Origin of the sequence: Litorilituus sediminis (genome assembly GCF_004295665.1) — a bacterium.
GTDB classification, from domain to species: Bacteria; Pseudomonadota; Gammaproteobacteria; order Enterobacterales; family Alteromonadaceae; genus Colwellia; species Colwellia sediminis.
This window is the reverse complement of sequence record NZ_CP034759.1, coordinates 4,120,598-4,147,317: the sequence shown is the minus strand read 5'-3', so window position 1 is coordinate 4,147,317 and position 26,720 is coordinate 4,120,598. Positions and strand designations below refer to the sequence as shown.

Here is a 26,720-nt window from a genome sequence, read left to right as displayed (position 1 = left end):
AATGATTAATGCAGTTAAAGACGCCTTTATTAATAAAGCTAACTGGTTATGTTTTATTTCAGGCTTTAGTTTAGTCTTGGCATATGCGCCTTTTTCACTTTGGTGGCTCGCCTTATGTTTACCTTTAGGGCTAGTGCACTGCCTTTATCGCGCCAAAAGCAATAAAGAAGCGTTTAAGTACGGCTTTATTTTTGCTTTTGGCTGGTTTGCTAGCGGTATTAGCTGGGTTCATGTCAGTATTGATCAGTTTGGCGGCTTGCCGTTAGCTATTTCACTGCTGCTGATGCTATTGCTTTGCCTTTATTTAGCGCTTTTCCCAGCATTAGCCTGTTACTTAACTCAGCGTTTCTCAAACTCAAATAATAAACTCTGGTTGCTGCCTTCATTTTGGTTACTCTCAGAATATTTACGCTCTGTGGTTTTAACAGGCTTTCCTTGGTTATCGCTTGGCTATAGCCAAATTGATAGTCCACTTGCACACTTTGCGCCTGTGATTGGTGAAGTTGGTATTACCGCGATTATTCTGCTGATTAATATTTCGCTTTATCTCATTATTAGCGCCAATAGAGTAAAAATAGAAGCAAATGTTGCTAGTAATATTATCCCCTCTACACTCGTGCTTATGACCATAGGTATCGCAACATTCGTGTTTGCTAAAACGACTTGGGTAACCGCAACAGGAGAGAAGCTAAAAACAGCGCTTATTCAAGGCAATATAGAGCAATCAATGAAGTGGCAACCTGAAAATGAATGGCCCACTATGCTTAAGTACCTCGATTTAACTCGAGTAAACTATGATGCCGATTTAATTATTTGGCCTGAATCAGCAATACCTGCTTTAGAGCCAACCGTGCAAGACTATTTAAGCACAGTAAATAGCTCAGCCATACTAAATAACAGTACGATTATCACAGGTATAATTAACTATAACTTTGAAACAAAAGAGTATTTTAACGCACTCATTACCCTAGGAAACACTTCTTCAAACAATGAACAAGGCTATTATTACAATCACAATAATCGCTATTATAAAAACCATCTGTTGCCTATTGGTGAGTTTGTCCCCTTTCAAGCGTGGTTAAGGCCTTTAGCGCCGTTTTTTAACCTGCCGATGTCATCTTTTTCTCGTGGAGATTATGTACAGGCTAACCTTCAAGCAAATGGCTTAGCAATTTTGCCTTTAATTTGCTTCGAAATAGCCTTTCCACATCAACTAGCGGCTAACTTAACTGACAATACTGATATATTACTTACCGTAAGTAATGATGCTTGGTTTGGTGATTCACATGGCCCACACCAACATTTAGATATAGCAAGAATGCGCGCACTAGAATTTGGTCGCCCTTTACTTCGCTCAACAAATACAGGTATCACTGCGGTCGTTGATCATTTCGGACAGGTAACAGGAATTATTCCACAATTTGAACAGGCAGTATTAAAAGCTCAATTAGACATAGTGACAGGAAAGACGCCTTATAGCCAATGGCCTCAGCTGATTTTATCGCTAATGATACTAATGCCTTTAATGATCATTAAAGGCATTAGCGCTAGACAATTAAATTAAGTTTTTAGTTAAGTAAATCAAGTTTGCTTAGGGTATAAGCACACTTGATTTCGACCGCCTTCTTTTGCGCGGTACAAAGCTGCATCAGCACATTCAATCCAAGCTTCATAATTACTGAGAGTTTTCTCGACTTCCGCGATACCGATACTGATAGTGTATTGAATATCAATATCATTATGCTTAACAACTGAACTTGCAACTTCCTTACGTAAACGCTCAGCAAAAATCTTAGCGTTTGATAAATCAGTATCAGAAAGCAATATGGCAAACTCTTCACCACCGTAACGACCAGAGACATCAGTTTCTCGTACATGAGAGCGAATTAAATCAGATAAGTGACGAATCACCTCATCGCCCACCATATGGCCGTAGCTATCATTAACATTTTTAAAATGATCTATATCTAGCATCACTAAAGAGCTAGCGTGGTGACTTCGACTCCAGCGCTTATATTCAGCCTGTAAACAATGCTCCCAATGATTACGATTAAATAGCTTAGTTAAGCCATCTGTTTGACTTAACACCGCAAGTTCTTGGTTAGCCAACTCTAAACTTTGCTTATGAATAGCCGTATCGGTTACATCATAAACCAGTAAACATAAATGCGTAACCTCACCAGATGCCGACAATAGCGGAATAAACGTGGTATTTTGATACATAAACTCAGCACTACCCGTTACTGGTCTATAACTTTCAAATTTGAATAGATAAGGTCTTTGTTCCCAAATTGTGAATGCTTTGTTTTTTAATAAGAAAACCGACTCTGCTTTGCGTTTAAACCAATCTTGTGGGATCTCATCAAACAAGTCGAACAATAGTTGTCCTTTTACTTCTCTGGGTAACAAACCAGAATGATTTTCCATAAAGCCATTAAATATTTGAATCTTATAATCTTTATCAAGCACAACTAAGCCAACATCAATGTTATGCAACATCTCCATCAACCAGTGTAATTCATTTAATTGCGACGACTCTAATGTCATGATTTAATCCCGTAACCCCATAAACTAACGCTATTATGATAGGCCAATTAATCAAGCAGATAAGATAGCTTGTTATTTAGCGTTATCATCGACTTTTCAGTAAATAATAAAAGTAAATCACACTTTATAGGGTAATTTTCAATACTATAACTAATTTCTATTGCTAAGGTTTTTTTCCATTTATTGGCATTGTTAGCAATCAACTCAGAAATTTTCCTATGTTGACCCAGAACTTCAGGATGACCTTGACTAAATTGAATATCTAACTGCTCTGAAACGCCTTTTAAACATGCACCTATTAACACATTTGCCAAATCCATTAGTAGCTCTAATTCAGTGCCCATTTGTGCGTCATATTGATAGTTCATCAAAGAGGCAACATCTTTAAAGCTAGAATCATTTAAGATCAACAAGGCCTCACCAGAAATACCTGAGCTAATAAAACCTTGGCAAATACCCGAAGTACTCTCATTCACTTCAACATCTTTTAATGCCATGCTTAATTCACTAACTTCAATAAAATTCACATTAGGAATAGGCAATTGCACAAAAACATTCAGTAAACGCGCCAGTAAATCACCTGCTCGCCCCATAGCGACATTAGCAATTTCTTGATAACAATCGCGCATATCTGAAGACAAGCTCACTTCAGGCTTATCATCTTCTAGCTCTTCGATAACTATCGGCGCAGGCGTAGCAACAACCTTTTCTGCTGCCGGTGAGCTTGTCACGACTTTATCAGGCTTGCTTGTGGCAACTTCAACTTTACTTTGTTCAACACTTGGCTTGCTAGACTCACTATTAGCGGCCTCAGCCTGACCTTGCTCATCTTGAGTAAAGACACCGTAAGAAAGCAGTACTTGCGTTAAAGTTTCTTTATTAACTGGTTTTTGAATAAAATCGAGTGCCCCCATACTGGTAACACGCTGATGAGCTTCAGGTTGAATATCTCCTGATATAACGATAGTCAGTGTCGGCAAGTCTTCTTTAAGAATAGTTTCAAGCACCTGATAACCATCCATTTCTGGCATGTTTAAATCAAGTAATAGCACATCACCTTTGCCCGCTTTAATGGCGGCAATCCCCTCTATACCATTATTGGCAAAGCTAACATCGACATCCCAGCCATCAGGCAGCGAACGCGCTACCTGTTTACGCGCCATATTAGAGTCATCACAAATCAGTAACTTAGTAGACATAAATAAAACAGACCCTCAATAAACGACGAACTAACAATCGAGTGAAAAAACCAAGCGGCTCTTTGCGATAAATAACCTAACAAGGGAGCAGCACTATAATGCTGAATTAACCCAAGCTATATAGCTAACCTTAGAGTATTAAAAATAAAAAACAATAGCTAAAAGTTACAATCATGGAATTAATGCAATGAACACGTTAAACTCTTGCTACCTATAGTTTAATTATTTCAACTAACCATGAAATTATCTACCTCAATCTCAGCTTTATTTTTAACTGTTAGCTTCTGGGCTAGCCAAGCAGCAGCGCAGACTTTTACAGCAGAAACACTTGATGCCACACAAAACTTGGTTAAAGCGGGTGATAAATATGTCACCTTGCTAGGCACGCAAGTCAACATTGGCGAGAAAGCGCCAAACTTTAAAGTGGTTGATAAAAACTTTGCCCCGATAGCATTAACTGACTTTACCGAGCAAACCGTGCTGATCTCAGTGGTACCCAGTTTAGATACTGGCGTATGTTCATTACAAACCAAACGCTTTAATGAAGAATCAGCTAAGCTTCCTGAAAACATCACCATACTAACAATTAGTAATGATTTACCCTTTGCACAAAAACGCTTTTGTAAGGCAGAAAAAGTAGAAAATATTAAAGTACTTTCTGACTCAGTATGGCGAGATTTTGGTGCTAAATACGGCCTATTAATTAAAGATATGGGCTTATTAACCCGCGCTATTTTTATTATCGATAGTCAGGGAAAAGTCGCTTATAAAGAGCTTGTTGAAAATATCTCACAACATCCTGACTATGATAAAGCACTTGCTGAAGTAAAAAACATTGCACCCGTTTTAGTTGTCGAGCCAACACCTGCAGAAGAAAAGCCAGAAGCTGACAATAACACGCTTTAATTTCAGTCACTTAAAAATTATTTTCATTTTTTACTTGAAAACAATTTTCCCCACCCCATCTTTATAATTGTAGTCGCCATATGGGGCTACAATTAACGTTTGCCTGTTCATTGTGAAAGGCAATTTACTGTTGATAAATCTATTGTTCAGTATGCTATTAGGCGACAATAAGTCGGTAATAGGTATACAGCTGCCGCTTAATTTTTATGGTAGTGAACCTTAACCTTTATCATCAGTAATTTTTTTATTGCTAATTATTTAGGATATTTATTATGCGTACATCTACAGACTTCAGTCCACTTTACCGTTCTTTTATTGGCTTTGATCACTTAGCTGGTTTAATTGACAAAGCATCACGAGCAGATAAGCAACCTTCTTATCCTCCATACAACATTGAATTACTTGCTGAAGATCAATACCGAATTACTATGGCTGTTGCTGGTTTTGCCGAGCAAGACTTAGAAATAGAGTCGAAAGACAACACATTGATTATCGTTGGTAGCAAAGTAGCTAACAACTCAGAAAAAGAGCGAAAATTCCTTCATCAAGGCATTGCAGAGCGAAACTTCGAACGTAAGTTTCAATTAGGCGAGCATGTGAAAGTTATTGGCGCTTTTATGGAAAATGGTTTATTACACGTTGATTTAGAAAGAGAAATCCCAGAGGCATTAAAACCTCGAAAAATAGCAATCAATGGTAAAAGCTTATTAAATGCTGATAAAAGTTAACTAAGCAACTATTTCCCTGTTTCTCCTTTTGTTTTTGCCCAGTCATTTGACTGGGCTTTTTTGTTGCGGTTAAATAACTTTCTATTTCGGCCAATACATAAGGTTACCGCTTGAGCATAACGTCTACGGATCCAAAAGCAAAAATTACCATTGCTGGTGCAGGACCTGTTGGTAGCACACTAGCGATTATACTTGCTCGGGCAAACTATGAAGTGAACCTATTTGAGTCACGTGCCGATTTAAGAAAACAAAAAGCTTACTTAGGTAAGTCTATCAATTTAGTCCTCTCAGATAGAGCATGGTCGGCGCTAAAAGAGCTCGACTTAGAGCAAGAGGTTAAATCACTTGCGATTCCACTTTATAAACGTCTTATTCATACCGTTAATGGGGAATTAAAGTCACAAAATTATGGCAATAACAAACAGGCGCTGTGGTCAATCTCTCGCAATCAACTCAACGAATGCCTATTAAGCCATGCCGAGCAAGAGCAAAGAGTCAATATTCACTTTGAACAAAGGCTACATCATTTAGATTTTAATACCAGCTGCGCCTCTTTTATCAATCAACAAGAAAGGCCCTATCAGCAAAGAGAAATTGAGGCAGATCTTCTGTTTGCTGCCGATGGAGCCTACTCAAAAGTTAGGCGACTTGCTCAAGAAACGCCTCGATTTAGCTACTCACAAAACTATATGGAGCAAAGTTATATTGAGCTAACTATTCCAGCAGACGCTCAAGGCAAACATCAACTTGATAAACATGCCCTGCACATTTGGCCAAGAGATAAGTTTATGTTGATCGCCCTGCCTAATCTAGATGGCAGCTTTACCTGTACCTTGTTTTTACAACATCAAGGCAATCCTTCGTTTCAATCTTTAAACTCGGCAGAAGTCATTAATAGTTTTTTACAAGAAAACTTTGCCGATGTTTTTCCCTTACTTGATAATCCTGTGGAAAATATACTCAACAAGCCTGAAAATCCACTCTTTTTAGTTAGCGTTAACCCTTGGGTATTTAATAATAAAATCGCTTTGATTGGCGATGCCGCTCATGCCATGGTGCCCTTTTATGGTCAGGGTTTAAATTGCAGCTTTGAAGACTGTCGAGAGTTATCAGCTTTAATAGAGCAACACCAGCACGACTGGCAAAAAATACTACCGGCCTACCAGGCGCAAAGAAAAGTCAACGCCGATGCTATCAGTAAACTGGCGATAAGCCACTTTGAAGAAATATGCCAACAAGCAAGTAAAGAAGAGTTCCTTTTACGCAAAAAAATAGAAGATAAGTTTCATTCACTATACCCAGATTTGTGGCAACCCCTTTATACCATGGTGAGTTTTTCAGCTGATATTCCCTACCAGCAAGCAAGAAAAATTGGTGAACAACAAAAAAGAATGATGGATGAAATTATGTGCATCCCCAATATAAGTGAGTGCTGGCAGCAAGAGTTTGTCTATAACAAGTTAAAACAGTTAGTTGAAAAAATTACCTAAGCTGAACTCGGTTTAAGAGATAAGTTAACCGTTTGAAATATCGATAGTTAGTCTGCATATGACCTCTCTAGCTTGATAATTTGCCTTAATTCAAGGCAAATTTCGCGTCAATAGCCAGCCTATTGCAAGTAAATTTAACGCCGAAGTAAGTTAAAGTAGCCGCTAGAGAGCTATTTATTAAGCCGAGCTCAGGTTACCTAGGTTGTCGCTAGTAACTTAACTTGTGAAGTAACTCAGTTATATCAGGCTGCCATTGAAACTCTTTTAGCTTAACTCGACCATGTAAAACCACCACTTGCTCATCTTGTAAAAGTTTCCTTTGTTTTTCAAAGGCATCACTACCTTGGGCAAATGATATTTTCCCTTGTGAATTAATAACCCTAAACCAAGGCACTGACTGCCCTTGCCAAACACCATTAGGTACTTTGCCTAACGCTTTGCCAACTAACCTTGCCCGACCCGGTAAACCTGCTAAGTCTGCCACTTGACCATAACTTGCCACTTTACCAAAAGGAATACATTGCACTGTTTGCCAGATTTGCTGATATTTTTGATTTACGTTTTCTGCGCTCAAAAATCCCTCCCTTTATTATTCATTACTAATCGCAAGTACAGCTTCACTGACGCCATTTGGTATAGGGCTTTGAAAAACATCCATATAATATTGAGCAAAGTTAGCTAAGTCAGCCTCTGCTAAGTACCTACTATGAGCATAAAAAAATTCCGCCTGCTGATATAGAGCTAATAATCTGCTATTAACTTGCTGTACTACTTTTTCACCTAAATCACTCTTACTACATGCGATATGACCAACAACATAGTCAGGCGTATCAGCCATTGGCAAAGATGCCAAGCTAATGGGTTTGCCATAGGCGTCGAGTTCTCGCTTTATTTCAACGGGAAAATCAATAATAAAATCAACTCTCCCTTTAAAAAGCATATGCATCATAGCCTGATAGCGACCATCACCAGCTCTTTGCAAGATATTATCACTTGGCACTTGTTGAATTTGCTTATCAAGTACTTCACCAAATGAGCGACCTTTAGTCGTAGCTAAAATAGCATTCGGATAGTGGTTAAAAATATGCGCTAAAGATTTTAATTCACCCTGCTCATTCAAAAGTGCCTTAAGGGAATTATCAGTAAAGATATTCTCATTATCTGCTAGGTAATAAAGGCGAAGACTAGGAAAAACATTAACAGGCAAACTAAAGATATTATCTTTAAGCCGCTGTTTGGTTTTTACCCGATTAGACATGCATAGGTTATCCATTGACTTCATTAGCATTTTTGCCCGTGGTAATTGCACAAGCTGAATGTTAATGTCGTAATCTGTTAATGCACTTAATACTAGCTTAGTGGTATCAGTTCCAATTGAAATGTTATCTGAGCTTTTTAAATCAACTAAATCCTTTTTATCATCAGTAAGCCAAATCAAGCTTTGTGTAGCCTTACTGTGTGAACTATTAATTAACGCAAACATGATAATTAATAGCACAGCGTAACTATAAGGTTTTAGCATCCACTTATTTACTCCAGAATGAACTTACTCTGATAATAGCTCGAAAGTTACACATTTCCTATTGTTTAATCACTAAGCCCTATAAAGCCAGCTTATCATCGGGTAAAATAATACACACAAGTTACAAAGTTCAAAGCACATGTATGAAAATTTGGGTTGACGCTGACGCCTGTCCAACGGTTATCAAAGAAATACTATTTAAAGCGGCTAATAATCGTGAAATAAGCACAACCTTAGTTGCAAATCACGCAATGCGTGTGCCTCCTTCCAAGTTTATTAGCTTTATGCAAGTAAGCTCAGGCTTTGATGTTGCCGATGATGAAATTGCAAAACGCGTAAATGCAGGCGATTTAGTGATCACCAGTGATATTCCTCTGGCTAGTGACGTGATAGATAAATCAGCTCAGGCACTTAGTCCTCGTGGCGAGTTGTACACCAAAGAGAATATAAAAACTCGGCTTAATATTCGTGATTTTATGGATACCATGAGAGCCAGTGGTGTAAATACAGGCGGTCCGGCAGCGCTGAGCCAAAGTGATCGCCAAACGTTTGCCAATCATTTAGATGCCATTATTACCCGATATATACAAGCTAGAGCGCGTAACTGATCATGCAAAATAAAAACTTAGTGGTTGTATTTGGCGCTACCGCATCAGGCAAAACACGTTTAGGTATAGAGCTTGCCAACCACTTCAATGGTGAAATTATCTCTGCCGATTCTCGGCAAGTATATAAAGGCTTAGACATAGGCTCAGGTAAAGATCTGCACGAATACGGAAATACACCATATCACTTAATTGATATTGTTGAGCCAACGCAAGAATACAATGCCTTTCAATACCAACAAGACTTTTACACCTGCTTTACTGAGTTACAAAATCGAGAAAAGTTAGCCGTTTTAGTAGGCGGCACCGGTTTATATATCGACGCGGTGACCACGGGCTATGACTTTCAACAAGTAGATAAAAATACAGCACAAAGAGACGAGTTTGATAAACTCCCCCTTGCCGAAGTACAAGCCCTACTCAAGCAGTTAGACTCAGCAGCATTTGCAACAACTGACATAACCGTTAGGCCACGCTTATATCGAGCCATCGAGATAGCTCAAGATAACAAAATCAATAATGGCAACAAAAATAACAGCAATAACAACAATAACAACAAACAATTAGCTGAAAAACCTACTATTAGCCCTATTTATTTAGGTATAAGCTGGGATAGAAAAATACTCAGACAACGTATTACTGCTAGGTTAAAAGAGCGCCTAGAACAAGGCATGATTGCTGAGGTTGAACAACTGCACGCGCAAGGCTTAAGCCATGAAAAGTTAGAGTTTTTTGGCTTAGAATACCGTTTTGTTAGCCAGTATCTACGTAAGCAAATCAGTTATGACGATATGTTCGAAAAACTCAACATAGCAATTCATAAATACGCAAAACGCCAAGATACTTGGTTTCGCCGTATCGAAAGACGTGGTGACAAAGTCCACTGGCTTGATGGTAGTGATAATCCAACACAGCATGCTTATCAGGTGTTAAAAGAATATAACTTTTAACATTAACGACTAAGTAATAATTCAATCGCCATTGACATAAGCAATGATTAGCAACATCATTGCCCATCAAATATTATACAAAATACAAGATATACTGATATGAATGAATTTTATCCTGAAATAGAGCCGTACAATCACTTTTTACTCAGTGTTGATCAGCAGCACGAAATTTATGTTGAAGAATGCGGTAACCCTAACGGCCAAGCTATCTTGTTTATCCACGGTGGTCCTGGTGGCGGCTGTTCAACTAACGACAGACGCTTTTTCGATCCTGAAAAATACCGTATCGTTTTATTTGATCAGCGAGGTTGTGGCCGTTCACTACCTCATGGCTGTTTAGAAAATAATGAAACTAAATTGTTAGTTGAAGATATAGAAAAAATCCGCACGAAATTGAATATCGACACTTGGCATGTATTTGGTGGCTCTTGGGGTTCAACCTTATCCCTTGTTTATGCACAAACACACCCTAGCCGTGTTGAAGGCTTAATCTTACGTGGCATCTTTTTAGGTCGCCCTGAAGATACTAACTGGGCATTTTCTGGCGGTGGTGCAACGCGCATTTTCCCTGATTTCTGGCAAGAATACTTAAATGAACTACCAGAAGGTACAGGGCAAGCTAACGTTAAAGCAGCCTATGACATTATGACAGGTGATGATAAAGCGCTCGCCTTGAAAGTTGCTAAAGCCTGGAGTATTTGGGAAATTCGTTGTTGTACCTTAATACCGAATCAAGACTTTGTCGATGCCGCAACGGGTGATGAAGCCGCATGGACATTAGCGCGTCATGAAGCGCACTTTATGATCAATGACTGTTTCTTATCTGATAATCAAATTCTCGCAAATTGCGATAAGATTAAAGATATTCCAACCACCATAGTTCATGGTAGATACGATATCGTGTGCCCATTTGATAATGCTTTCTTGCTACATAAGGCGCTGCCAAACTCTAAATTAATCGTTAGTGAAGCATCAGGTCACGCATCGATTGAGCCAAACACTAAGCATCACTTAATTGCCGCAACCAAAGCTGCAATCAAGTAAACCAATATAGGTAAATAAAAAGGCGATTAACCACAAGTTAATCGCCTTTGCTTTGTTAGCTATAAAGCTACTAGCTTTTCGCTTTTAGCAGCGCCTTAATTTCTGCTAACTCTGCCTCAAGCCTTTCAATTTGTGCTCGACTGGCTGGCTCGCCACCATCACCCGTTTCACCATGTTGCTCAGCGCGAAACTTCTCATGCTCTTGCCCCATCACTTCTAATACGGTACCAACCATCATATTGAGAAAAACAAATGCTGTTAAGAAGATAAAGGATAAATAATAAATCCAACTGATGGGATAAACCGCCATGGTTTCATACATAACATCGGTCCAATCCTCAAAGGTTGCGACCCTAAACAAGGTCAACATAGAAATAGAGACATCACCCCATAACACTTCGTTGATTTGGTGATAAAGCATGCTGCCAATTGCCGCGTAAATATAAAAAATGACGAACATCAATAAGGCAATATAGCCCATGCGAGGAATAGCTTTTAGCAATGCATTAATAAGTAGCCTTAGCTCAGGTACCATAGAAACTAAACGCAATACCCTAAACACCCTCAGAAGCCTTGCTAAAAGTACCCCTGTGCCACCTGTTGGTATTAAACTCCCAATAACAATCACGGTATCGAAAACATTCCAGCCACTGTGAAAGAACTTTTTCTTCTCAGGAAAGGCCAAGTAGCGAATGGTAATTTCTACCGCAAAAAATACCGTTACTGCGACATCAAGTATCGCTAACACCGCAATGGTATTAGCAGATAAATTATGTGTTTTCGCACCTATTAGCAAAGCTGATAAAATAATAACGGCAATCACTATGCCTTGAAAAAGCTTACTACTATCAACTACTTTTAAGCGACGTTGCGCTCGTATAACCAATCTTTCCATATTAACGCTGACCTACCGCCGCATCACCCACAAATGGGTTGGTACGTTTTTCTTGACCAAAAGTACTCATAGGACCATGACCTGGAATAAAACGGACATCGTCGCCAAGTAAAAACAAATTATTGCGAATAGAACTGATTAAGGTTGCGTGATCGCCTCGTGGAAAATCTGTTCGACCAATGGAACCGGCAAAAAGTACATCACCCACTTGCGCAAGCTTAGAATCGCGATGGAAAAAAATCACATGACCTGGCGTATGACCCGGACAAAAGTAAACTTCTAAGGTGATATTACCAAAAGAAACCGTATCACCTTGTTGTAAAAAACGATTTGAAGAGAACTTCTTAGCGTAAGCGAAAGCACCGCCAAAACGTTGTTTTTGCTCTTCAAGCATATCAATCCAAAATTGATCTTCTTTATGTGGCCCTTCAATCTCAACACCGTAATGACTTGCTAAAGCATGTGTAGCCCCAGCATGATCAATATGTGCATGTGTAATCAACACTTTCTCTAGTGTTAAACCTAACCTATCGATAGCGGCGATAATTTTGTCAATATCACCACCTGGATCAACCACAGCGGCTTGTTTGGTCTGTTGACACCAAAACAAAGTACAGTTTTGTTCAAAGGGGGTTACCGGAATAATTTCAAAATTAAGCTTACTCGCTGTTGCGTTTACATCTGACATAGTTTTAATACTTTTAGCTTTTTCAGGACAATTACCCGCAATTATACCAAAAGACAAATCACAAGATAAACGACAATTTGTCAGTAAATGTTTGTTAAAAGCGAGTGAAATTAGCTAAGAAAAGATTAGTGCTTTCCCTAAAGGCGTTAAATCGTTAAGCTTTGCATTAACGAATACTAATAATTATATGCAATTTAATGACAGCTTCTTCACGTGACTCGTTTCAATCTCGCCTTGGTTTTGTTTTAGCAGCAGCTGGCGCTGCTATAGGATTAGGCAATATTTGGGGTTTTCCAACCCAAGCGGCTAATAATGGTGGTGGTGCATTTTTATTGGTGTATTTAATCGTAACCGCTATTTTGGCTTTACCTGCACTTTATGCCGAAGTCTACATTGGCAATCAAATGCAAAAAAACCCTGTTGCCGCATTAAAACAAGCTTGTGGCAAACGCTTTGCTAAAACTGGGGAGAATGCCGGCATTATTGGCTTAGTAGGCGCGTTAATGATGCTAAGCTTTTACACCATCGTGGCTGGTTGGATGCTAGCCCACTCTCTCGCAGCTCTCATGCAACTGTTTGGTTTTGTCGAGCTTTCACAGTGGCTATCTACCTCCAGTACGCTACGCAATGTAATTTTCACCCCCATTTTTATCTTATTAACGGCGGGTATTATCCACCAAGGCGTTAGTAGCGGTATAGAGCGCTGGTCAACGCGTCTCATGCCTTTGTTATTAATAATGCTTATTGGCTTAATTATATTTATTTTACAGCAAGATGGTGCAACAAAGGGTCTTAACCTATACCTTATTCCAGATTTTAGCCAAGTAACTAACCCCAAGCTGATTATTTCAGCCATGGGGCAAGCCTTTTTCTCACTCGCTATTGGGGTTGGCTCTATGATGGTCTACGGCTCATACATTAAAAAAGAGCAAAACATAGGTAAACTGGTCGTATCAATTGCAGCGCTTGATACTTGCATTGCTTTTATTGCCGGCTTATTAATCATTCCCGCACTGTTTGTTGCTCAACATGCAGGCCAGCAAGTTTTTGCTGACGGTAAATTAATCGGTGAAGGTCAACTAATTTTCCAAATCTTACCTGAGTTATTTTCATCTATGGGCACTATGGGCATTTTGGTTTCTTTCGCTTTCTTTGCTTTATTGTCAATTGCAGCACTAACTTCAACTATCTCTTCAACTGAAATTCCCGTAGCTTACATGGTGGAAGAAAAAGGCATTTCTCGTCACAAGGCAACATGGTTAATGTCGTTAGCCGTCTTAATTGCGAGTATGTTATTAGTAGCTTACTTTGATGTACTGTTCGGATTAGTTATTCAGCTATTAACAACGATATTACAACCGTTAATGTCATTATTTTACTTTGTCGTGGTGGGCTGGTTATGGCAAAGGGGTAATCAACTTACCGATATGGCAAGACTACAAGCTAACCCTAGCTTAAAGTTGCTTGGTTTTTACCTACGCTATATTTGTCCGATATTATTAATTATCGTATTTATTAATGTCGCTTTTTAACAATGCCTTATCGCACTATAGTCATTAAACGCTAAGCTTTTCCGAAAAAGTTTGCCCCGCATATAATCATTATTGGCGGTAAAATTAGTGTCACTACGCTTTGCGCTACCGCCTTTGATGAGCAATACTTTGAAGTACGCTAAACCACATGCGATAACTCATGGGCAACTTACTTAGACCATTAGCAGAAGATGAAGCATCATTAATAAAATCTGCGCACGAGGTTGATAAAGAATTTCTAGCATATATGCATGACCTGATCACTGCTGCTGGCTGGGACGTTATCACTCATCCTAAATGTGTCAAACCTTGGACATCTACATTTGGCACATTTGCACTGGAAATTCCAGCGCTTAGCACAACCATTGAACTAAAATATGAATGGGGTGTTGGCGGTAGTAGCGTCAGAGAAAAATGGTTTGCTTTTCCAGCCCTTATCTCTTGGGCAGTACGCAAAGGTCATCTACACACCAAGCGCAGTATTTTAGTGATACATGTTGATACCAGAACTGACATCAATAAAGGCTGTTTAGATGATGAGAAAGACTATCTTAAGTTAATAAAAGAGCAGTGCAAATACATGTCAAATAAAAAGCATGAAATACTTGCCTTAACTGTTGATGAGTTTGTTATCTGGTTAAAGCAAGCGACGCCAAACAAATAGCTAAGAGCAATACTGCTATAATTACAATTTATACCGTGATGACGATGAAATATATGCCAAATTTTTTTAGCCGACTATTCCTGCTGATTTTCTCAATGTTTATCTTAAGTGGCTGCTCCCCAGAAGAAGATAAAACGGCTAAAGAAGTCGATGTGGTCGTGATATTCTTTGACGCAATTTACAATCAAAAAGATCTTAATAAAGTGCTCGCGGTTAGCTCGATAAAACTACAACAAAAAATTAAAAAATATCGCACGCTGAGTAATTTCTCCAGACGATTATTACAGCTATCCTTTGACTCCGTCACCATAGCAACACAAAAATCTGCTATCCAGGTGATTGATAATTACAATGAGCAAGCCACGATTACCGTTATGCTTACCGGACCCAGAAATGACAGAGTGTATAAAGATGTCAGAAGGGTCAATGTAATTAAACAAGGCAACATCTGGTTAGTCGATGAAATATTAGCTGACTAAGTTAAATAATCAGGCCAGACAGCTAAACCATAACAACTAAGCCACAACAATTAAGCCACAACAATTAAGCCACAGCAACTAAGCCACAACAACTAGAGCAAAACAGCGAGTCTTATTCCAATAACTCAAGCTCTTCTGCTGCCAGCTCAACTTGTTCAATCTTATCAAAGCGGCTTGATATTTTATTGGCTGAGGTGTGAATTTGCTTCACATCACTTGCCGCTTGATCTATATGCTTAGCTAAATTGGCAAAACGCCCTTTAAAGCGGTCAAAATCTTTGGCCAAATTCGCAAGATGGGCTTGAATAATATGTACTTGCTGTCGGGTGGCTTCATCTTTTAATACTGAACGTGCCGTGGTTAAAATCGCCATCAAGGTGGTCGGTGACGCAAGCCACACGCGCTTTTTATTGGCAAATTCGACTAAGTCGCTCTGATGACCATGAATTTCCGCAAAAATCGCTTCTGCAGGAATAAACATAATCGCGCCATCTGCCGTTTCTTTATCGATCAAATACTTATCACTAATATCATTAATATGCTTTTTAATATCGGCTTTAAATTGCCTTAAAGCCAATTTACGCTCTAATTCTCCCAACTCGTTATCCATAAAGCGTTGATAGCTCTCCAGTGGAAATTTAGCGTCAATAACCACATTACCCGTTGGCTCAGGTAAGAACAGCACGCAGTCAGCAATTTTGCCATTTGATAACGTATGTTGCAGCTTAAAGCTTTGCTCTGGCAGTACGTTACGAATTAAACCATTAAGCTGTACTTCACCAAAAGCACCACGCGAGCGCTTATCTGCCAATACTTCTTGTAAGCTAACAACATTAGTTGACAGTTCGGTAATTTTTTTCTGAGCATCATCAATTAAGGCAAGGCGCTGTAAAATATCACTAAAGGTTTTGGTGGTTTTCTCAAAGCCCTCGGCTAAGCGCTTCTCCACCTGACCGCTGATTTCTTGTAAACGCTTATCGGTTGCTGTCGTTAAGCTATCGATACGTTTAGTCATTTGCTCACTTGATTGCGCTAAAGACTTAGCTAACTCTTCTCGATTAGCTTTGGCGGTATTATTTAAATGAGTAATAATTTGATCGAGCGATTGGCTTTGATTTTGATTTAACTGATCTTTTTGCTCACTTAACTGACGTAACAGCTTAATACGTAAATCAGCCATATATTGCTCTAGGCTATTGGTTAGCAATAGCTGCTGCTTTTCATGCGCTTGGCTTATAGTGCTCTCTATTACCTCTTTCGAGTTAGCATTGTGGCGACTAAGCGCTTCATCAACTAGCGTGGCACTCTTAATTTCATTAGCCCGCACTAATTTTTGTAAGCGTATAACCAAAACCAATGTGATAACTAATAGCAGTAAAATAACGCTACAAATAATGGCTAAAATGGGGAAAAACGGTTGCTCTATAATTGATAAATCCATAAGCAGGCACACTTAAACACTGTTTATTATTACAGTATTTAAACACAGTGTATCTATGAATAGCAAAAATTTATTAAAGGTGTAATAAAAACAGGCACTACCTAAGCTGCTCTATGGTACGAACACCTTGCTTAAGCGCAGGTAATATCACTTCAAGAATTTGCTTACGAGCCGTTTGCGACATATGAGTGCTAACATTTAACGCCGCTATCACTTCACCTTCACTATTGTGAACAGGTACAGAAATAGAGGTTAAGCCTAATTCAAACTCCTGCTCAACCATAGAGTAGCCTTGCTCGCGCACTTTAGCGATATCGGCTTTTAGCTCGACTTTATCCACTAAGGTGTATTGCGTGTGTTTAACCAAATCACATTTATTTAAGAATTCATCTAGTGCAGTTTCAGATAAAGAAGCCAGCAGCATTCTGCCCATTGAGGTCGAAATTGCGGGCAAGCGCGTGCCGACATTTAAGGTGATTGACATAATACGCTTAGTGGTCGCCACCCGAGCAACATACACCACGTCTTGACCATCTAACACAGCAGCCGAGCAAGACTCGTTTAATTGCTCAACTAAACTCTCCATTATAGGTTTAGCATGATGCCAAATATCTACCGTAGATAAATAAGAAAAGCCTAAATCAAGTATTTTAGCCGTTAAGGCAAATTGCTTACCTTCTTGTCTGGCATAGCCTTCATTAACTAAGGTTAGTAAAAATCGCCTTGTTGCCGCACGAGTATAACCGGTAACGCTAGCAACTTCCGACAAAGTCATCATCGACCTTTGCTGATTAAACGCTTGAATAACCTTAAGGCCTTTCACCAAAGATTGCACAATTTCCGTTGGCTTTATTTGCTGCTCACTGGTCATTCTTTAGTTCACCTAGATAAATTTCAAAAAAAGTTTGATCGCCGTCATATTTTACTTGTTCACTTTTTGACATCAAATTGCCCTAGCCCTACACTAATGTTCGACATAGTAACAAGTGTTCGCATTGCGCACAACTTGTTTTTTTAAAGGTAAAGCACAGTGCTTTCTTACTAACTCTGAGTAGTGCAAATGATAGATAAACAAATAAACAGTTGCGCGCAAGCGGTCAAAGACATCAAAGATGGCGATACCATTATGATTGGCGGCTTTGGTGAAGCGGGTAGTCCCATTGAATTAATTCACGCCCTTATCGATCACGGCGCGAAAAATCTTACCGTTATCAATAATAATACCGGCAGTGGTCGCGTTGGTTTAGCGGCATTAATTGAAAATGGTCAAGTAGCCAAAATGATCTGTTCTTATCCGCGTACCGCTAATTCCATGGTATTTCCAGAATTATATCGCAATGGCAAAATTGAGCTTGAGCTAGTACCGCAAGGCACACTGGCCGAGCGTATTCGCGCTGGTGGTGCTGGTGTGCCCGCTTTTTATACAAAAACATCGGTCGGCACACCGCTTGCTGAAGGAAAAGAGTTACGTAACTTCGACGGCGAAGATTATGTTATGGAACGTGGTTTAAAAGCCGACTTTGCCTTAATTAAAGCCAAACAAGCAGACAGATACGGCAACCTCACCTTTAATAAAACTGCCCGTAACTTTGCCCCTATCATGGCCATGGCTGCCAAAAATACCTTAGTACAAGTCAATGAACTAGTTGATTTAGGCGCTATAGATCCTGAGCACGTGGTCACCCCAGGCATTTTTGTCAATAGCATTATCGAAGTCAGCAAGCCACAACAAGAATCACAACTTGTTAAAGATGGCGTTGTTTACCTACCAGCCATTAGCCAAGGAGAAAAGTAGTGACAAATTCAAACACAAGCCCAATTGGCTGGAGCCGTGAACAAATGGCGCAGCGCTGCGCACAAGATATTGAAGATGGCAGCTATGTAAATCTAGGCATAGGAATTCCAGAAAAAGTCGCCCAATACGTGCCTGAAGGCAGAGAAGTCATTTACCACACCGAAAATGGTCTGTTAGGTATGGGCACTGCGCCAAGTGAAGAACAGCTAGACCCTGATCTAATTAATGCCGGTAAAAAGCCAGTAACCGCTATCCCAGGCGCATCTTATTTTCACCATGGTGATAGCTTTGCCATGATCCGCGGTAATCACATTGATGTTTGTGTGCTTGGCGCGATGCAAGTTTCAGCGCAAGGTGACTTAGCAAACTGGTCAACTGGCGCAGCAGATGCAATACCTGCCGTAGGTGGTGCTATGGATTTAGTCGCAGGCGTGAAAACCATTTATATCATTACCCAACACACCACTAAAAATGGTGATGCTAAAATTTTGCCTGAATGTACCTTCCCACTGACAGGTCAAGGAGTTGTTAGCCGTATATACAGTGACTTAGCCGTGATTGATGTCACAAGTGACGGTTTAATGCTTATAGAGCTGGCGCCAGGAGTGACTTTTGATTACGTGCAAGCGCGCACCGGTGTAGCCCTTATTAATGGCATAAGCCAAGCATAATGAATGTTGAGAATAAATTATGAATAAAAGTGAACAATTATTTGCACAAGCATTGAAAGTATTACCCGGTGGCGTCAGTCGAAATACCATCTTTAGAAAGCCACACCCTTTTTACGCTGAGCAAGGTGAAGGCTGCTATGTTACTGATATAGAAGGTGTCACCCGCATAGATTTTGCCAATAACATGGCTTCCCTTATTCATGGTCATGCCTACCCTGCCATTGTTGAAGCGGTTAGTGCTCAGCTTCATAAAGGTAGCTGCTTTACCATGGCAACAGAAAGCGAAGTGCAATACGCACAGCTTTTATGTGATCGTGTGCCAAGTTTTGACAAAATCCGTTTCGTCAACTCAGGTACCGAAGCGGTTATGGCCATGTTAAAAGCCTCGCGCGCTTACACTGGTAAAGCTAAAATAGCCAAAGTTGAAGGCGCTTACCATGGCGCCTACGACTACGCAGAAGTCAGTCAAACTGCTAACCCTAGTAACTGGGGCGATGTTGATAAACCAACGAGCATTCCTGTTGCTGTTGGTACACCTGAAAAAGCATTAGAAGATGTTGTCGTTATCCCTTTTAATGATACTGAGCGTGCTATTAATATTCTCAATCAGCACAAAGATGACATTGCCTGTATCTTAGTAGATTTGTTACCACATCGCGTTGGTTTGATTCCTGCCAGTAATGACTTTCTCAATGCGCTACACCAATGGACACGTGATAACCAATCGTTATTAGTGTTCGATGAGGTGATCACCTTTAGAACGAACTACAGTGGTGCGCAGCAAAACTATGATGTCGAGCCAGATTTAACTGCCATGGGCAAAATTATCGGCGGCGGCTTCCCTGCTGGCGCACTGGCTGGCCGTGATGAGGTTATGAAAGTGCTCGACCCAACAGAGGCTAAAGTGCTACTGCCCCACTCAGGTACTTTTTCAGCCAACCCAGTCACCATGACGGCAGGCTATACCGCGTTAAAAATGTTTGACCAAGCAGCGATAGAAAAGCTGAATTCATTAGCTGATTATGCCAAAGAAGAAATTACCAAGGCCATTGCCGATGTCGGTATTGGCGCTTGCGTTACTGGCGCAGGTAGCATGTTTAGAGTACATCTTAAGCCTGAGCCGCCAAGAAATTACCGCGAGGCTTATGTTGATAAAAAAGAAAGTGCACTGATCACTAAGCTACTTGATCATCTATTTGATAATGGCATTATCATGATAAACACTTGCTCTGCAACACTATCAACGGCAATGACGACAAAAGAAATTGATTGTTTAGTTGCCGCGTTAAAAGACGGTTTTGAAATGCTAAAGCCAGAAATGAACTCATAAACAACCAGTTACTCGTTTTAAATAAGTTACATAATAATGTAGGTATTGAGTTCAAAGTTAATTGTTTTGGTTTCTAGGAAAAAGCACGGAGTTGACAAGTGTCAATGAGTACTTTTGACAACGAAATGAAATCAAATAACAAAGAAATCAAGCCTGCATAGGGAAATAAAAATGAAAGACGTCTATATTTGCGATGGCATAAGAACCCCTATCGGTCGTTATGGTGGCTCACTCGCATCAGTGCGCGCCGATGATCTTGCCGCCATTCCGCTAAAAGCACTTAAAACACGTAATCCAGCATTAGATTTTAGCCAAGTGGATGATGTTATTTTAGGTTGTGCTAACCAAGCCGGCGAAGATAACCGCAATATTGCCCGTATGGCGCTATTACTGGCAGATTATCCTATGGAAGTTGCCGGTACTACCATAAACCGCCTATGTGGCTCTGGCATGAATGCGATTGCCATGGCTTGTAATAACATAAAAGCAGGCGAAGGCGACATCATTATCGCCGGTGGCGTGGAAGCCATGACCCGTGCGCCCTATGTGATGGGAAAAGCAGACAGTGCATTTGGCCGCAGCCAAGAAATGTTTGATACCACCATGGGCTGGCGCTTTGTTAATAAACAACTTGATAAACGCTATGGCACAGAAACTATGCCTGAGACGGCGGAAAATGTTGCCGAAAAATTTGCCATTAGCCGTGAAGATCAAGATAAGTTCGCTTACTGGAGCCAATGTAAAGCCAAAGCCGCCCAAGAAGATGGTCTCCTAGCAGAAGAAATAACGCCGGTTATTATTCCGCAGCGTCGCAAAGACGATATTGTTTTCGACAAAGACGAGCACCTGCGCTTAACGCCGCTAGATAAACTAGCGACATTAAAAAACCTCTTTAGAGTGCCTGGCACAGTTACCGCAGGCAATGCGTCTGGTATTAACGATGGCGCCGCTGCAGTTATCCTCGCGACGAAAGAAGCCGCCCTTGCTAATGGTTTAACACCAAAAGCTAAGGTACTTGGCTCAGCAGTTATTGGCGTAGAGCCGCGCGTGATGGGTATTGGCCCAGCGCCAGCAAGTGAGAAACTATTAAAGCGCTTAGACTTATCTTTAGATGATATCGATATTATCGAATTTAACGAAGCCTTCGCAGCACAAGCACTTGCTAGTGTTCGTGAGCTTGGACTTAAAGATGACGACCCACGAATCAACCCGCAAGGTGGCGCTATCGCACTAGGCCACCCACTTGGCATGAGTGGTACACGCATTGTACTTTCAGCAATGAAACAACTTGAGCGCTCCGACAAGCGCTACGCCCTCTGTGCCATGTGTATTGGCGTAGGCCAAGGCATTGCTATGGTGATAGAAAAAGTCTAGCTTTCGATAACAAGCTCAAGAATATATCACTAACAAATAAATGAAGGGTAAGGCTCTATTGCCCTTCATTTATTTTCTATCAATCGCTGGCACTAAGCCTCCTTAGCACTCTTCTCAAGTTATTGTTTTTTTTTATAAACTTAGCGACAAAAACCAATAATAATGTCAAAAATTTTTACAAAACCAATTAAGTCTAACTCACCTAGTCATGTCTACAAATAAAAAAAGCAAATAAAAGCAAACACTTGAAAAGTTGTATACAATTTTGGCACTATAGCTGCTTAACTCGTGTCAATTTTACAACAAGGAAGAAAAAATGAAAAAATACAAGCTATTACCAGCTTTAACCGGTGCACTATTAACACTCACTTCATTAACCAGTCAAGCAGGTATTATCAGCGGTTGGGGAGCAAATACTTGGACTAGAACCGGTGATGACTGTATGAATCGCTGTGATTTAATTGAGTACGATAGAGATGGTGGTCACTTAAGTACTTATTCTAGAGCAGAAGAAAACACCTATGGTGAAACAAGAGCCTTAGTTGATATAACAGGTGCAGGTTATTTACCTACATTAAAGGTTTACGCTAAGGCATCTACACCTGACTTATATAACACTGCTACAGCCTTTGCTTCACAAGGCTTTGATTATCTAGGAAGTACTAGCACAACTATCAGTCTAGATATTAATCTTCACGGTTCAGTCACTGGTAATGCAAGGTTATCTTCAGCTGTAGGGGTATTAATTGGTGATCACTGGGGTTATTACGCAGGTTTTGCGACAGGCTTTGGCGAGGCAGGGCTTTTAAGTGGTATGGGGAATGGCGGAGAAAATTACCTATCCATACTGTCAGGCACAAATGTTAATAAACAAGGTAATATCAGCTTCAATATAAACCCTGGTGAGTCATTTTATATTTTATCAGAAATGAGAGCTTCAGCAACAAACGGTATAGCCGATTCATGGAATACCCTAACCATGAACTTTGCAGATGCAAGCAAGCTTAGAGCTGCTACAGCACCTAAAAATGGTACTATTCCTGAGCCTTCAGTTTTACTACTTATGCTATTAGGTTTAGGGTTTGTTTATCGAAAGCAAGCTAGATAATTATCTGAAGCTATTAATAGGCTAACTATATATGCGATATAGTTAGCCATAGTTCAGCTAGAAAATAATAGACAGCAAGCATAGCAACTTAATCGAGCTCACTAGCAGAAAATAGCAACACTAATATTTACCTATCTCCTTATTGAGCCATGCCCTAATCAAGTAAGAAGAAATAGAATCACTACTACTCATTTTAAATTGCCCAAGCTGGGCATTATCTTGCGGTAAGTTTTGCTCTCCTTCAGAGGCAATAACAGAGCGGTTTACTTCAAAGACCTGCAGTTGTTCTCTAGAAAACCAATGGGCTTGCTCTAAGCTATCTTGGCTGGTATCAATATCTTCTGTAACTGCCTCAGCAACAAAACCTAGCATAATGGATGCAGGAAATGGCCAAGGTTGTGAAGCAACATATTCAGGGTTTTTAGCAATAATATTAGTTTCTTCTTCAACCTCTCGAATTACCGCCATCTCTAATGTTTCCCCAGGGTCAACAAAACCTGCCAAAGTTGAGTAAACACCGTCTGGCCAACTTGCTTGCCTTGCTAACAAACATCGAGGAACTCCATCAGCAAACAATCGTTCTACCAGCATAATTACCGCAGGGTCGGTTCTAGGAAAGGTTAAGTTTCGACATTCAGTACATTTTCGCGCATGGCCAGCTTCAACTGCGCGGCTAATATTGCCACAAAGGCCACAATATTGATGACTTTTATGCCAATGCACTAAGCCTTTTGCTAACGCCAAAATAGTGGCATCAAAAGCACAAATAGCTGCGGTTGCTTGTCTTAGTGATTGCCACTGCCCTATGGTTAAAATATGTTCCTGACAAGAAAAACGTAGCTTGTTTAAATCAATAGCAAAATAGGCGTTTTGCTCATCTTTCCCTAAAAAAGCACATTGTGCTAATTGCAAACTCGGTAGCTGCTCTTTCGTTAAAAAAAGTGGCTTAAGGGCTGCTAATTCAAACAAGCACTGACCATCATTAATCACACATATCTTGACACTAGCTTTGGCGAATTCATTTTTTAACCAAGTTATACTCTTGCGCTCATTGCTACATCTATCTAACGGTAGCTGACTGTAGGCAAAACTCACACATCACCTCTAGCAATCACTTGCTGTGCCCAATCCTTTGACCACTCGCCGAGTGGTAAAATAAACTGCATCAGTGAATCACCTGTTTCAGTTAATCGATAGCCATCATCATCAAGCATCACTAAACTTAACGCTTTCAGCTCTTTTAAGCGGCTATTAAGTAAGGTTGGAGAAATTTGTTCACAGCGTTGCTGTAATTGCCTAAACGTTGCCGAGCCTTGTTGCAAGTTCCACAAAATACCAAGCGCCCAAGTTCTACCAAGTAAATCTAATAGCGCCATAATCGGTTTACCGGTTTTTGAGCCCCTGACCTGCTTACCAGGCATTGGTATCGACATAATCATTTCATCCTAAAAAATAAATCGATAATCATGCTACATTATTTGTAGCAAACTAAGCAAGCAGGAATTTTTCTGATAAAACAAAAAAGCTAAGTGCGAATATTTATGCACTTAGCTTTTTATTCTTATATCAATGAAATTTGAAATAATTTACTTACGAATACCTTCAATATGAAGACCAATTTCAACATAGGTAGAGGCTGGCCCTAAATTATAGGTAATGTTGTAATCAGCAAGTGTTAATGTGGTTGAGCCAGAAAAACCTGCACGGTAACCGCCCCATGGGTCTTTACCTTCACCAATTTTCTCAACATCAAAAGTGATCGTTTTAGTTACGCCCTTTAAAGTGAAGTCTCCAGTGACAACGGCATTTTTATCATCACTGAACTTGATACTTTTACTGACAAAGCTTGCTTTAGGGAATGATTTCACATCTAAAAAGTCTTTCCCTCTAAGGTGCTTATCTCGTTCGGCATGATTTGAATCGATACTTTTTACATCAATTTCAAGGGCAATTTTCGCATCATTAGGTGATTTGGCATCATAAGAAAAATCACCATCAAAGGTATTAAAGCGCCCTAACAACCAGCTATAACCTAAATGTTTAATTTTAAAGTCGATAAAGGCGTGCGCTCCTTCTACATCAACTTTATAGTCAGCCGCTTTTACGGTTGAAGTGAATGCTGCCAATGCGATTAATCCGCCAGCCAATAATTGCTTATTCATAGATTTTTCCTTGTATGTATCGTAATAATTAATTGTTAAAATGTTCTACTCAACTGCTTTTAACATACGCATTAACGTATTGTTCTTGTTGATAAAGTGATGCTTCATCGCCGCCAAACCATGGACCATTGACAAAAAAATCAAACTCCATGCTAAATAAAAATGGATATCACCAAATATATCTTCTTGATTTTCAATGCTAAATGGCAAAGCGGGTATCGCAAATAATCCAAATACATCAATGGCTCGGCCATCCGCAGTTGAAATCAAGTAACCGCTAAACATAAGCAAGGCTAATAACGTATATAAAGCGATATGTGCATAATGGGCCGCTTTTATTTCAAAGTTACTTGGCTCTACCACAGCACTTGTTGGCATTATATTTACCACCCGCCAAAAGAGACGGATAATAAAAATAATGGCGAGAAATGCCCCTATGCCTTTATGTAAATCAAGTGAGCCTTTATACCAAGCGTCATAATAACTAAGCTCAACCATATACAGGCCTAATCCAAATAAGCCGAAAATAGTTATCGCCATTAACCAGTGAAGCAAAATCGCTAACCAGCCAAAGCCTTGCTCTGTATTTCGTATCTTCATAACTAAACCACAAACTGAAACATTAAAGCTATGATAGCCATTATTGACCTAGCAAAAAATATCAATAAATGAGAAACTATTGTGCAAATACGCACAACTAAGCCATAACTAATGATCGATTTATCTTGGGATGACTATAAAATTGCCTATCAAGTCGCTATAGATGGCAGCTTAAGTAAAGCGGCACAATCATTAGGCGTTAATCATGCTACGGTACTAAGGCGAGTTAATCAGTTAGAAGCGAAACTAGAAGTCACCTTATTTATTCGTCACCAACGGGGCTATAAACTTACCGATGCAGGCCTTTTATTGATGGATGAAATGCCTGAAGTTATCGCAAAATTTGCCAGCCTTGCCAATCGCTTACAAAATATTGAAGGTAATCTCAGTGGTGAATTGCGTATTACTACGGTTAGCTCATACTCTTCGGTTATAACACCGGCACTAAAAGCATTTAGAGAGAAGTACCCTAAAATAAGGTTAAAACTGATATCAACCGATGATATTGTGCCATTAGATACAGGAGCCGCTCATGTTTCCCTTCGGGCCGGTCCTAAACCCAATGGCGTTGATTTAATCGTGAAAGAGTTAACTCAATTACAAACTTACTACTATGCCCATCAAAGCTATATAGATAAGCATGGCATACCAAAATCATTCGACGAATTAAATAACCACCTTTGGGTATTGCCAAGCAAAGAAAAGCATCACATTCCTTTTATTAATCACCTAATACAACACTTAGATAAAAGTAATATTGTTTTTCAAAGCAACCTTTTTCCCGACATTCATCAAGCGGTTTATTCAGGCATGGGGATAGGGCCAGTTGGTCAACATCATGCAAAACAACATGATAAATTAGTTAACATTAATCTAGACTTACCTAAAGCAGAAGAATCAATTTGGTTTGTTTATCACAAAGATTTAAAGCATAGTGTACGTATACAAACCTTCTATCAGTTTCTTATGGCGTCAATAACAAGGAGTTAA

General features: G+C 39.8%; 28 protein-coding genes. 16 read left to right on the top strand and 12 right to left on the bottom strand.

What is annotated here, in order from left to right; all coding sequences use genetic code 11:
* Window position 1 precedes the first annotated feature (1 nt).
* Window positions 2–1,564 carry an apolipoprotein N-acyltransferase gene (gene lnt, locus EMK97_RS18385; RefSeq protein ID WP_130604223.1) on the top strand — a complete coding sequence of 521 codons (1,563 nt, stop codon included), beginning with the start codon at window positions 2–4 and terminating at the stop codon, window positions 1,562–1,564.
* Window positions 1,565–1,581: 17 nt separating this feature from the next.
* Here the strand turns inward: lnt and EMK97_RS18380 are convergent, their stop codons facing one another.
* On the bottom strand, window positions 1,582–2,547 hold the full coding sequence (locus EMK97_RS18380; protein WP_130604222.1) for a GGDEF domain-containing protein: 966 nt from the start codon (window positions 2,545–2,547) through the stop codon (window positions 1,582–1,584).
* A 47-nt stretch (window positions 2,548–2,594) separates the two neighbouring features.
* Window positions 2,595–3,746: a response regulator gene (locus EMK97_RS18375; protein WP_130604221.1), complete on the bottom strand. Its 1,152-nt coding sequence runs from the start codon at window positions 3,744–3,746 to the stop codon at window positions 2,595–2,597.
* Window positions 3,747–3,983: 237 nt separating this feature from the next.
* On the opposite strand from EMK97_RS18375, the gene tpx reads away from it, so the two are divergent.
* The 3 genes from tpx (at window position 3,984) to EMK97_RS18360 (ending at window position 6,870) form a co-directional block, all read left to right on the top strand.
* The gene (gene tpx, locus EMK97_RS18370; protein ID WP_130604220.1) at window positions 3,984–4,652 is read left to right on the top strand and encodes a thiol peroxidase; all 669 of its coding nucleotides are present in this window, start codon (window positions 3,984–3,986) and stop codon (window positions 4,650–4,652) included.
* Window positions 4,653–4,924: 272 nt separating this feature from the next.
* Window positions 4,925–5,380, top strand: a complete 456-nt coding sequence (locus EMK97_RS18365; RefSeq protein ID WP_130604219.1) for an Hsp20 family protein — start codon at window positions 4,925–4,927, stop codon at window positions 5,378–5,380.
* Window positions 5,381–5,490: 110 nt separating this feature from the next.
* Complete coding sequence (locus EMK97_RS18360; protein ID WP_246028832.1) at window positions 5,491–6,870, top strand: FAD-dependent oxidoreductase; 1,380 nt, start codon at window positions 5,491–5,493, stop codon at window positions 6,868–6,870.
* A 208-nt stretch (window positions 6,871–7,078) separates the two neighbouring features.
* Here the strand turns inward: EMK97_RS18360 and EMK97_RS18355 are convergent, their stop codons facing one another.
* Window positions 7,079–7,444, bottom strand: coding sequence for an MGMT family protein (locus tag EMK97_RS18355; RefSeq protein ID WP_130604218.1), 366 nt, complete (start codon window positions 7,442–7,444; stop codon window positions 7,079–7,081).
* A gap of 15 nt (window positions 7,445–7,459) precedes the next feature.
* A complete protein-coding gene (locus tag EMK97_RS18350) occupies window positions 7,460–8,308 on the bottom strand; it encodes a hypothetical protein (RefSeq protein ID WP_145963113.1) in 849 nt (282 codons plus the stop codon).
* Window positions 8,309–8,535: 227 nt separating this feature from the next.
* On the opposite strand from EMK97_RS18350, the gene EMK97_RS18345 reads away from it, so the two are divergent.
* The 3 genes from EMK97_RS18345 to pip all read left to right on the top strand — a co-directional run bounded on the left by EMK97_RS18345 (window position 8,536) and on the right by pip (window position 10,991).
* Window positions 8,536–9,000: a YaiI/YqxD family protein gene (locus EMK97_RS18345; RefSeq protein ID WP_130604216.1), complete on the top strand. Its 465-nt coding sequence runs from the start codon at window positions 8,536–8,538 to the stop codon at window positions 8,998–9,000.
* 2 nt (window positions 9,001–9,002) lie between these two features.
* Window positions 9,003–9,947, top strand: a complete 945-nt coding sequence (gene miaA, locus EMK97_RS18340; protein WP_130604215.1) for a tRNA (adenosine(37)-N6)-dimethylallyltransferase MiaA — start codon at window positions 9,003–9,005, stop codon at window positions 9,945–9,947.
* A gap of 99 nt (window positions 9,948–10,046) precedes the next feature.
* Window positions 10,047–10,991: a prolyl aminopeptidase gene (pip, locus tag EMK97_RS18335; RefSeq protein WP_130604214.1), complete on the top strand. Its 945-nt coding sequence runs from the start codon at window positions 10,047–10,049 to the stop codon at window positions 10,989–10,991.
* A gap of 70 nt (window positions 10,992–11,061) precedes the next feature.
* On the opposite strand, the gene EMK97_RS18330 is transcribed toward pip, so the two are convergent.
* A complete protein-coding gene (locus EMK97_RS18330; RefSeq protein WP_130604213.1) occupies window positions 11,062–11,886 on the bottom strand; it encodes an ion transporter in 825 nt (274 codons plus the stop codon).
* Between the two features lies 1 nt (window position 11,887).
* A complete protein-coding gene (locus EMK97_RS18325) occupies window positions 11,888–12,574 on the bottom strand; it encodes an MBL fold metallo-hydrolase (protein ID WP_130604212.1) in 687 nt (228 codons plus the stop codon).
* A 197-nt stretch (window positions 12,575–12,771) separates the two neighbouring features.
* Between EMK97_RS18325 and EMK97_RS18320 the strand changes: the two genes are divergently transcribed.
* From EMK97_RS18320 to EMK97_RS18310, 3 genes are all read left to right on the top strand, one after another.
* Window positions 12,772–14,106 carry a sodium-dependent transporter gene (locus EMK97_RS18320; protein ID WP_130604211.1) on the top strand — a complete coding sequence of 445 codons (1,335 nt, stop codon included), beginning with the start codon at window positions 12,772–12,774 and terminating at the stop codon, window positions 14,104–14,106.
* 160 nt (window positions 14,107–14,266) lie between these two features.
* Window positions 14,267–14,770 (top strand): hypothetical protein, encoded by a 504-nt coding sequence (locus tag EMK97_RS18315; protein ID WP_130604210.1) that lies wholly within the window; start codon window positions 14,267–14,269, stop codon window positions 14,768–14,770.
* A gap of 53 nt (window positions 14,771–14,823) precedes the next feature.
* Complete coding sequence (locus EMK97_RS18310; RefSeq protein ID WP_130604209.1) at window positions 14,824–15,249, top strand: hypothetical protein; 426 nt, start codon at window positions 14,824–14,826, stop codon at window positions 15,247–15,249.
* Between the two features lie 112 nt (window positions 15,250–15,361).
* Here the strand turns inward: EMK97_RS18310 and EMK97_RS18305 are convergent, their stop codons facing one another.
* The gene (locus tag EMK97_RS18305) at window positions 15,362–16,690 is read right to left on the bottom strand and encodes a DNA recombination protein RmuC (RefSeq protein ID WP_130604208.1); all 1,329 of its coding nucleotides are present in this window, start codon (window positions 16,688–16,690) and stop codon (window positions 15,362–15,364) included.
* A gap of 97 nt (window positions 16,691–16,787) precedes the next feature.
* Entirely contained in the window at window positions 16,788–17,561 is a 774-nt protein-coding gene (locus EMK97_RS18300) for an IclR family transcriptional regulator domain-containing protein (protein ID WP_130604207.1), read from the bottom strand.
* A 189-nt stretch (window positions 17,562–17,750) separates the two neighbouring features.
* On the opposite strand from EMK97_RS18300, the gene EMK97_RS18295 reads away from it, so the two are divergent.
* From EMK97_RS18295 to EMK97_RS18275, 5 genes are all read left to right on the top strand, one after another.
* A complete protein-coding gene (locus EMK97_RS18295; protein ID WP_211342257.1) occupies window positions 17,751–18,485 on the top strand; it encodes a 3-oxoacid CoA-transferase subunit A in 735 nt (244 codons plus the stop codon).
* Between the two features lie 44 nt (window positions 18,486–18,529).
* Window positions 18,530–19,156 (top strand): 3-oxoacid CoA-transferase subunit B, encoded by a 627-nt coding sequence (locus EMK97_RS18290; RefSeq protein WP_211342320.1) that lies wholly within the window; start codon window positions 18,530–18,532, stop codon window positions 19,154–19,156.
* 19 nt (window positions 19,157–19,175) lie between these two features.
* A complete protein-coding gene (locus EMK97_RS18285; protein WP_170176809.1) occupies window positions 19,176–20,486 on the top strand; it encodes an aspartate aminotransferase family protein in 1,311 nt (436 codons plus the stop codon).
* Window positions 20,487–20,657: 171 nt separating this feature from the next.
* Entirely contained in the window at window positions 20,658–21,860 is a 1,203-nt protein-coding gene (pcaF, locus tag EMK97_RS18280) for a 3-oxoadipyl-CoA thiolase (RefSeq protein WP_130604204.1), read from the top strand.
* A 316-nt stretch (window positions 21,861–22,176) separates the two neighbouring features.
* Window positions 22,177–22,968, top strand: coding sequence for a PEP-CTERM sorting domain-containing protein (locus tag EMK97_RS18275; RefSeq protein WP_130604203.1), 792 nt, complete (start codon window positions 22,177–22,179; stop codon window positions 22,966–22,968).
* Window positions 22,969–23,088: 120 nt separating this feature from the next.
* Here the strand turns inward: EMK97_RS18275 and nudC are convergent, their stop codons facing one another.
* From nudC to EMK97_RS18255, 4 genes are all read right to left on the bottom strand, one after another.
* Window positions 23,089–24,063: an NAD(+) diphosphatase gene (gene nudC / locus EMK97_RS18270; RefSeq protein ID WP_130604202.1), complete on the bottom strand. Its 975-nt coding sequence runs from the start codon at window positions 24,061–24,063 to the stop codon at window positions 23,089–23,091.
* Window positions 24,060–24,401 carry a winged helix-turn-helix transcriptional regulator gene (locus EMK97_RS18265; RefSeq protein ID WP_130604201.1) on the bottom strand — a complete coding sequence of 114 codons (342 nt, stop codon included), beginning with the start codon at window positions 24,399–24,401 and terminating at the stop codon, window positions 24,060–24,062. Before EMK97_RS18265 ends, nudC begins: the two co-directional genes overlap by 4 nt.
* 153 nt (window positions 24,402–24,554) lie before the next feature.
* On the bottom strand, window positions 24,555–25,130 hold the full coding sequence (locus tag EMK97_RS18260) for a YceI family protein (RefSeq protein ID WP_130604200.1): 576 nt from the start codon (window positions 25,128–25,130) through the stop codon (window positions 24,555–24,557).
* Between the two features lie 45 nt (window positions 25,131–25,175).
* Complete coding sequence (locus EMK97_RS18255; RefSeq protein ID WP_130604199.1) at window positions 25,176–25,730, bottom strand: cytochrome b; 555 nt, start codon at window positions 25,728–25,730, stop codon at window positions 25,176–25,178.
* Between the two features lie 111 nt (window positions 25,731–25,841).
* Between EMK97_RS18255 and EMK97_RS18250 the strand changes: the two genes are divergently transcribed.
* Window positions 25,842–26,720, top strand: a complete 879-nt coding sequence (locus EMK97_RS18250) for a LysR family transcriptional regulator (RefSeq protein ID WP_130604198.1) — start codon at window positions 25,842–25,844, stop codon at window positions 26,718–26,720.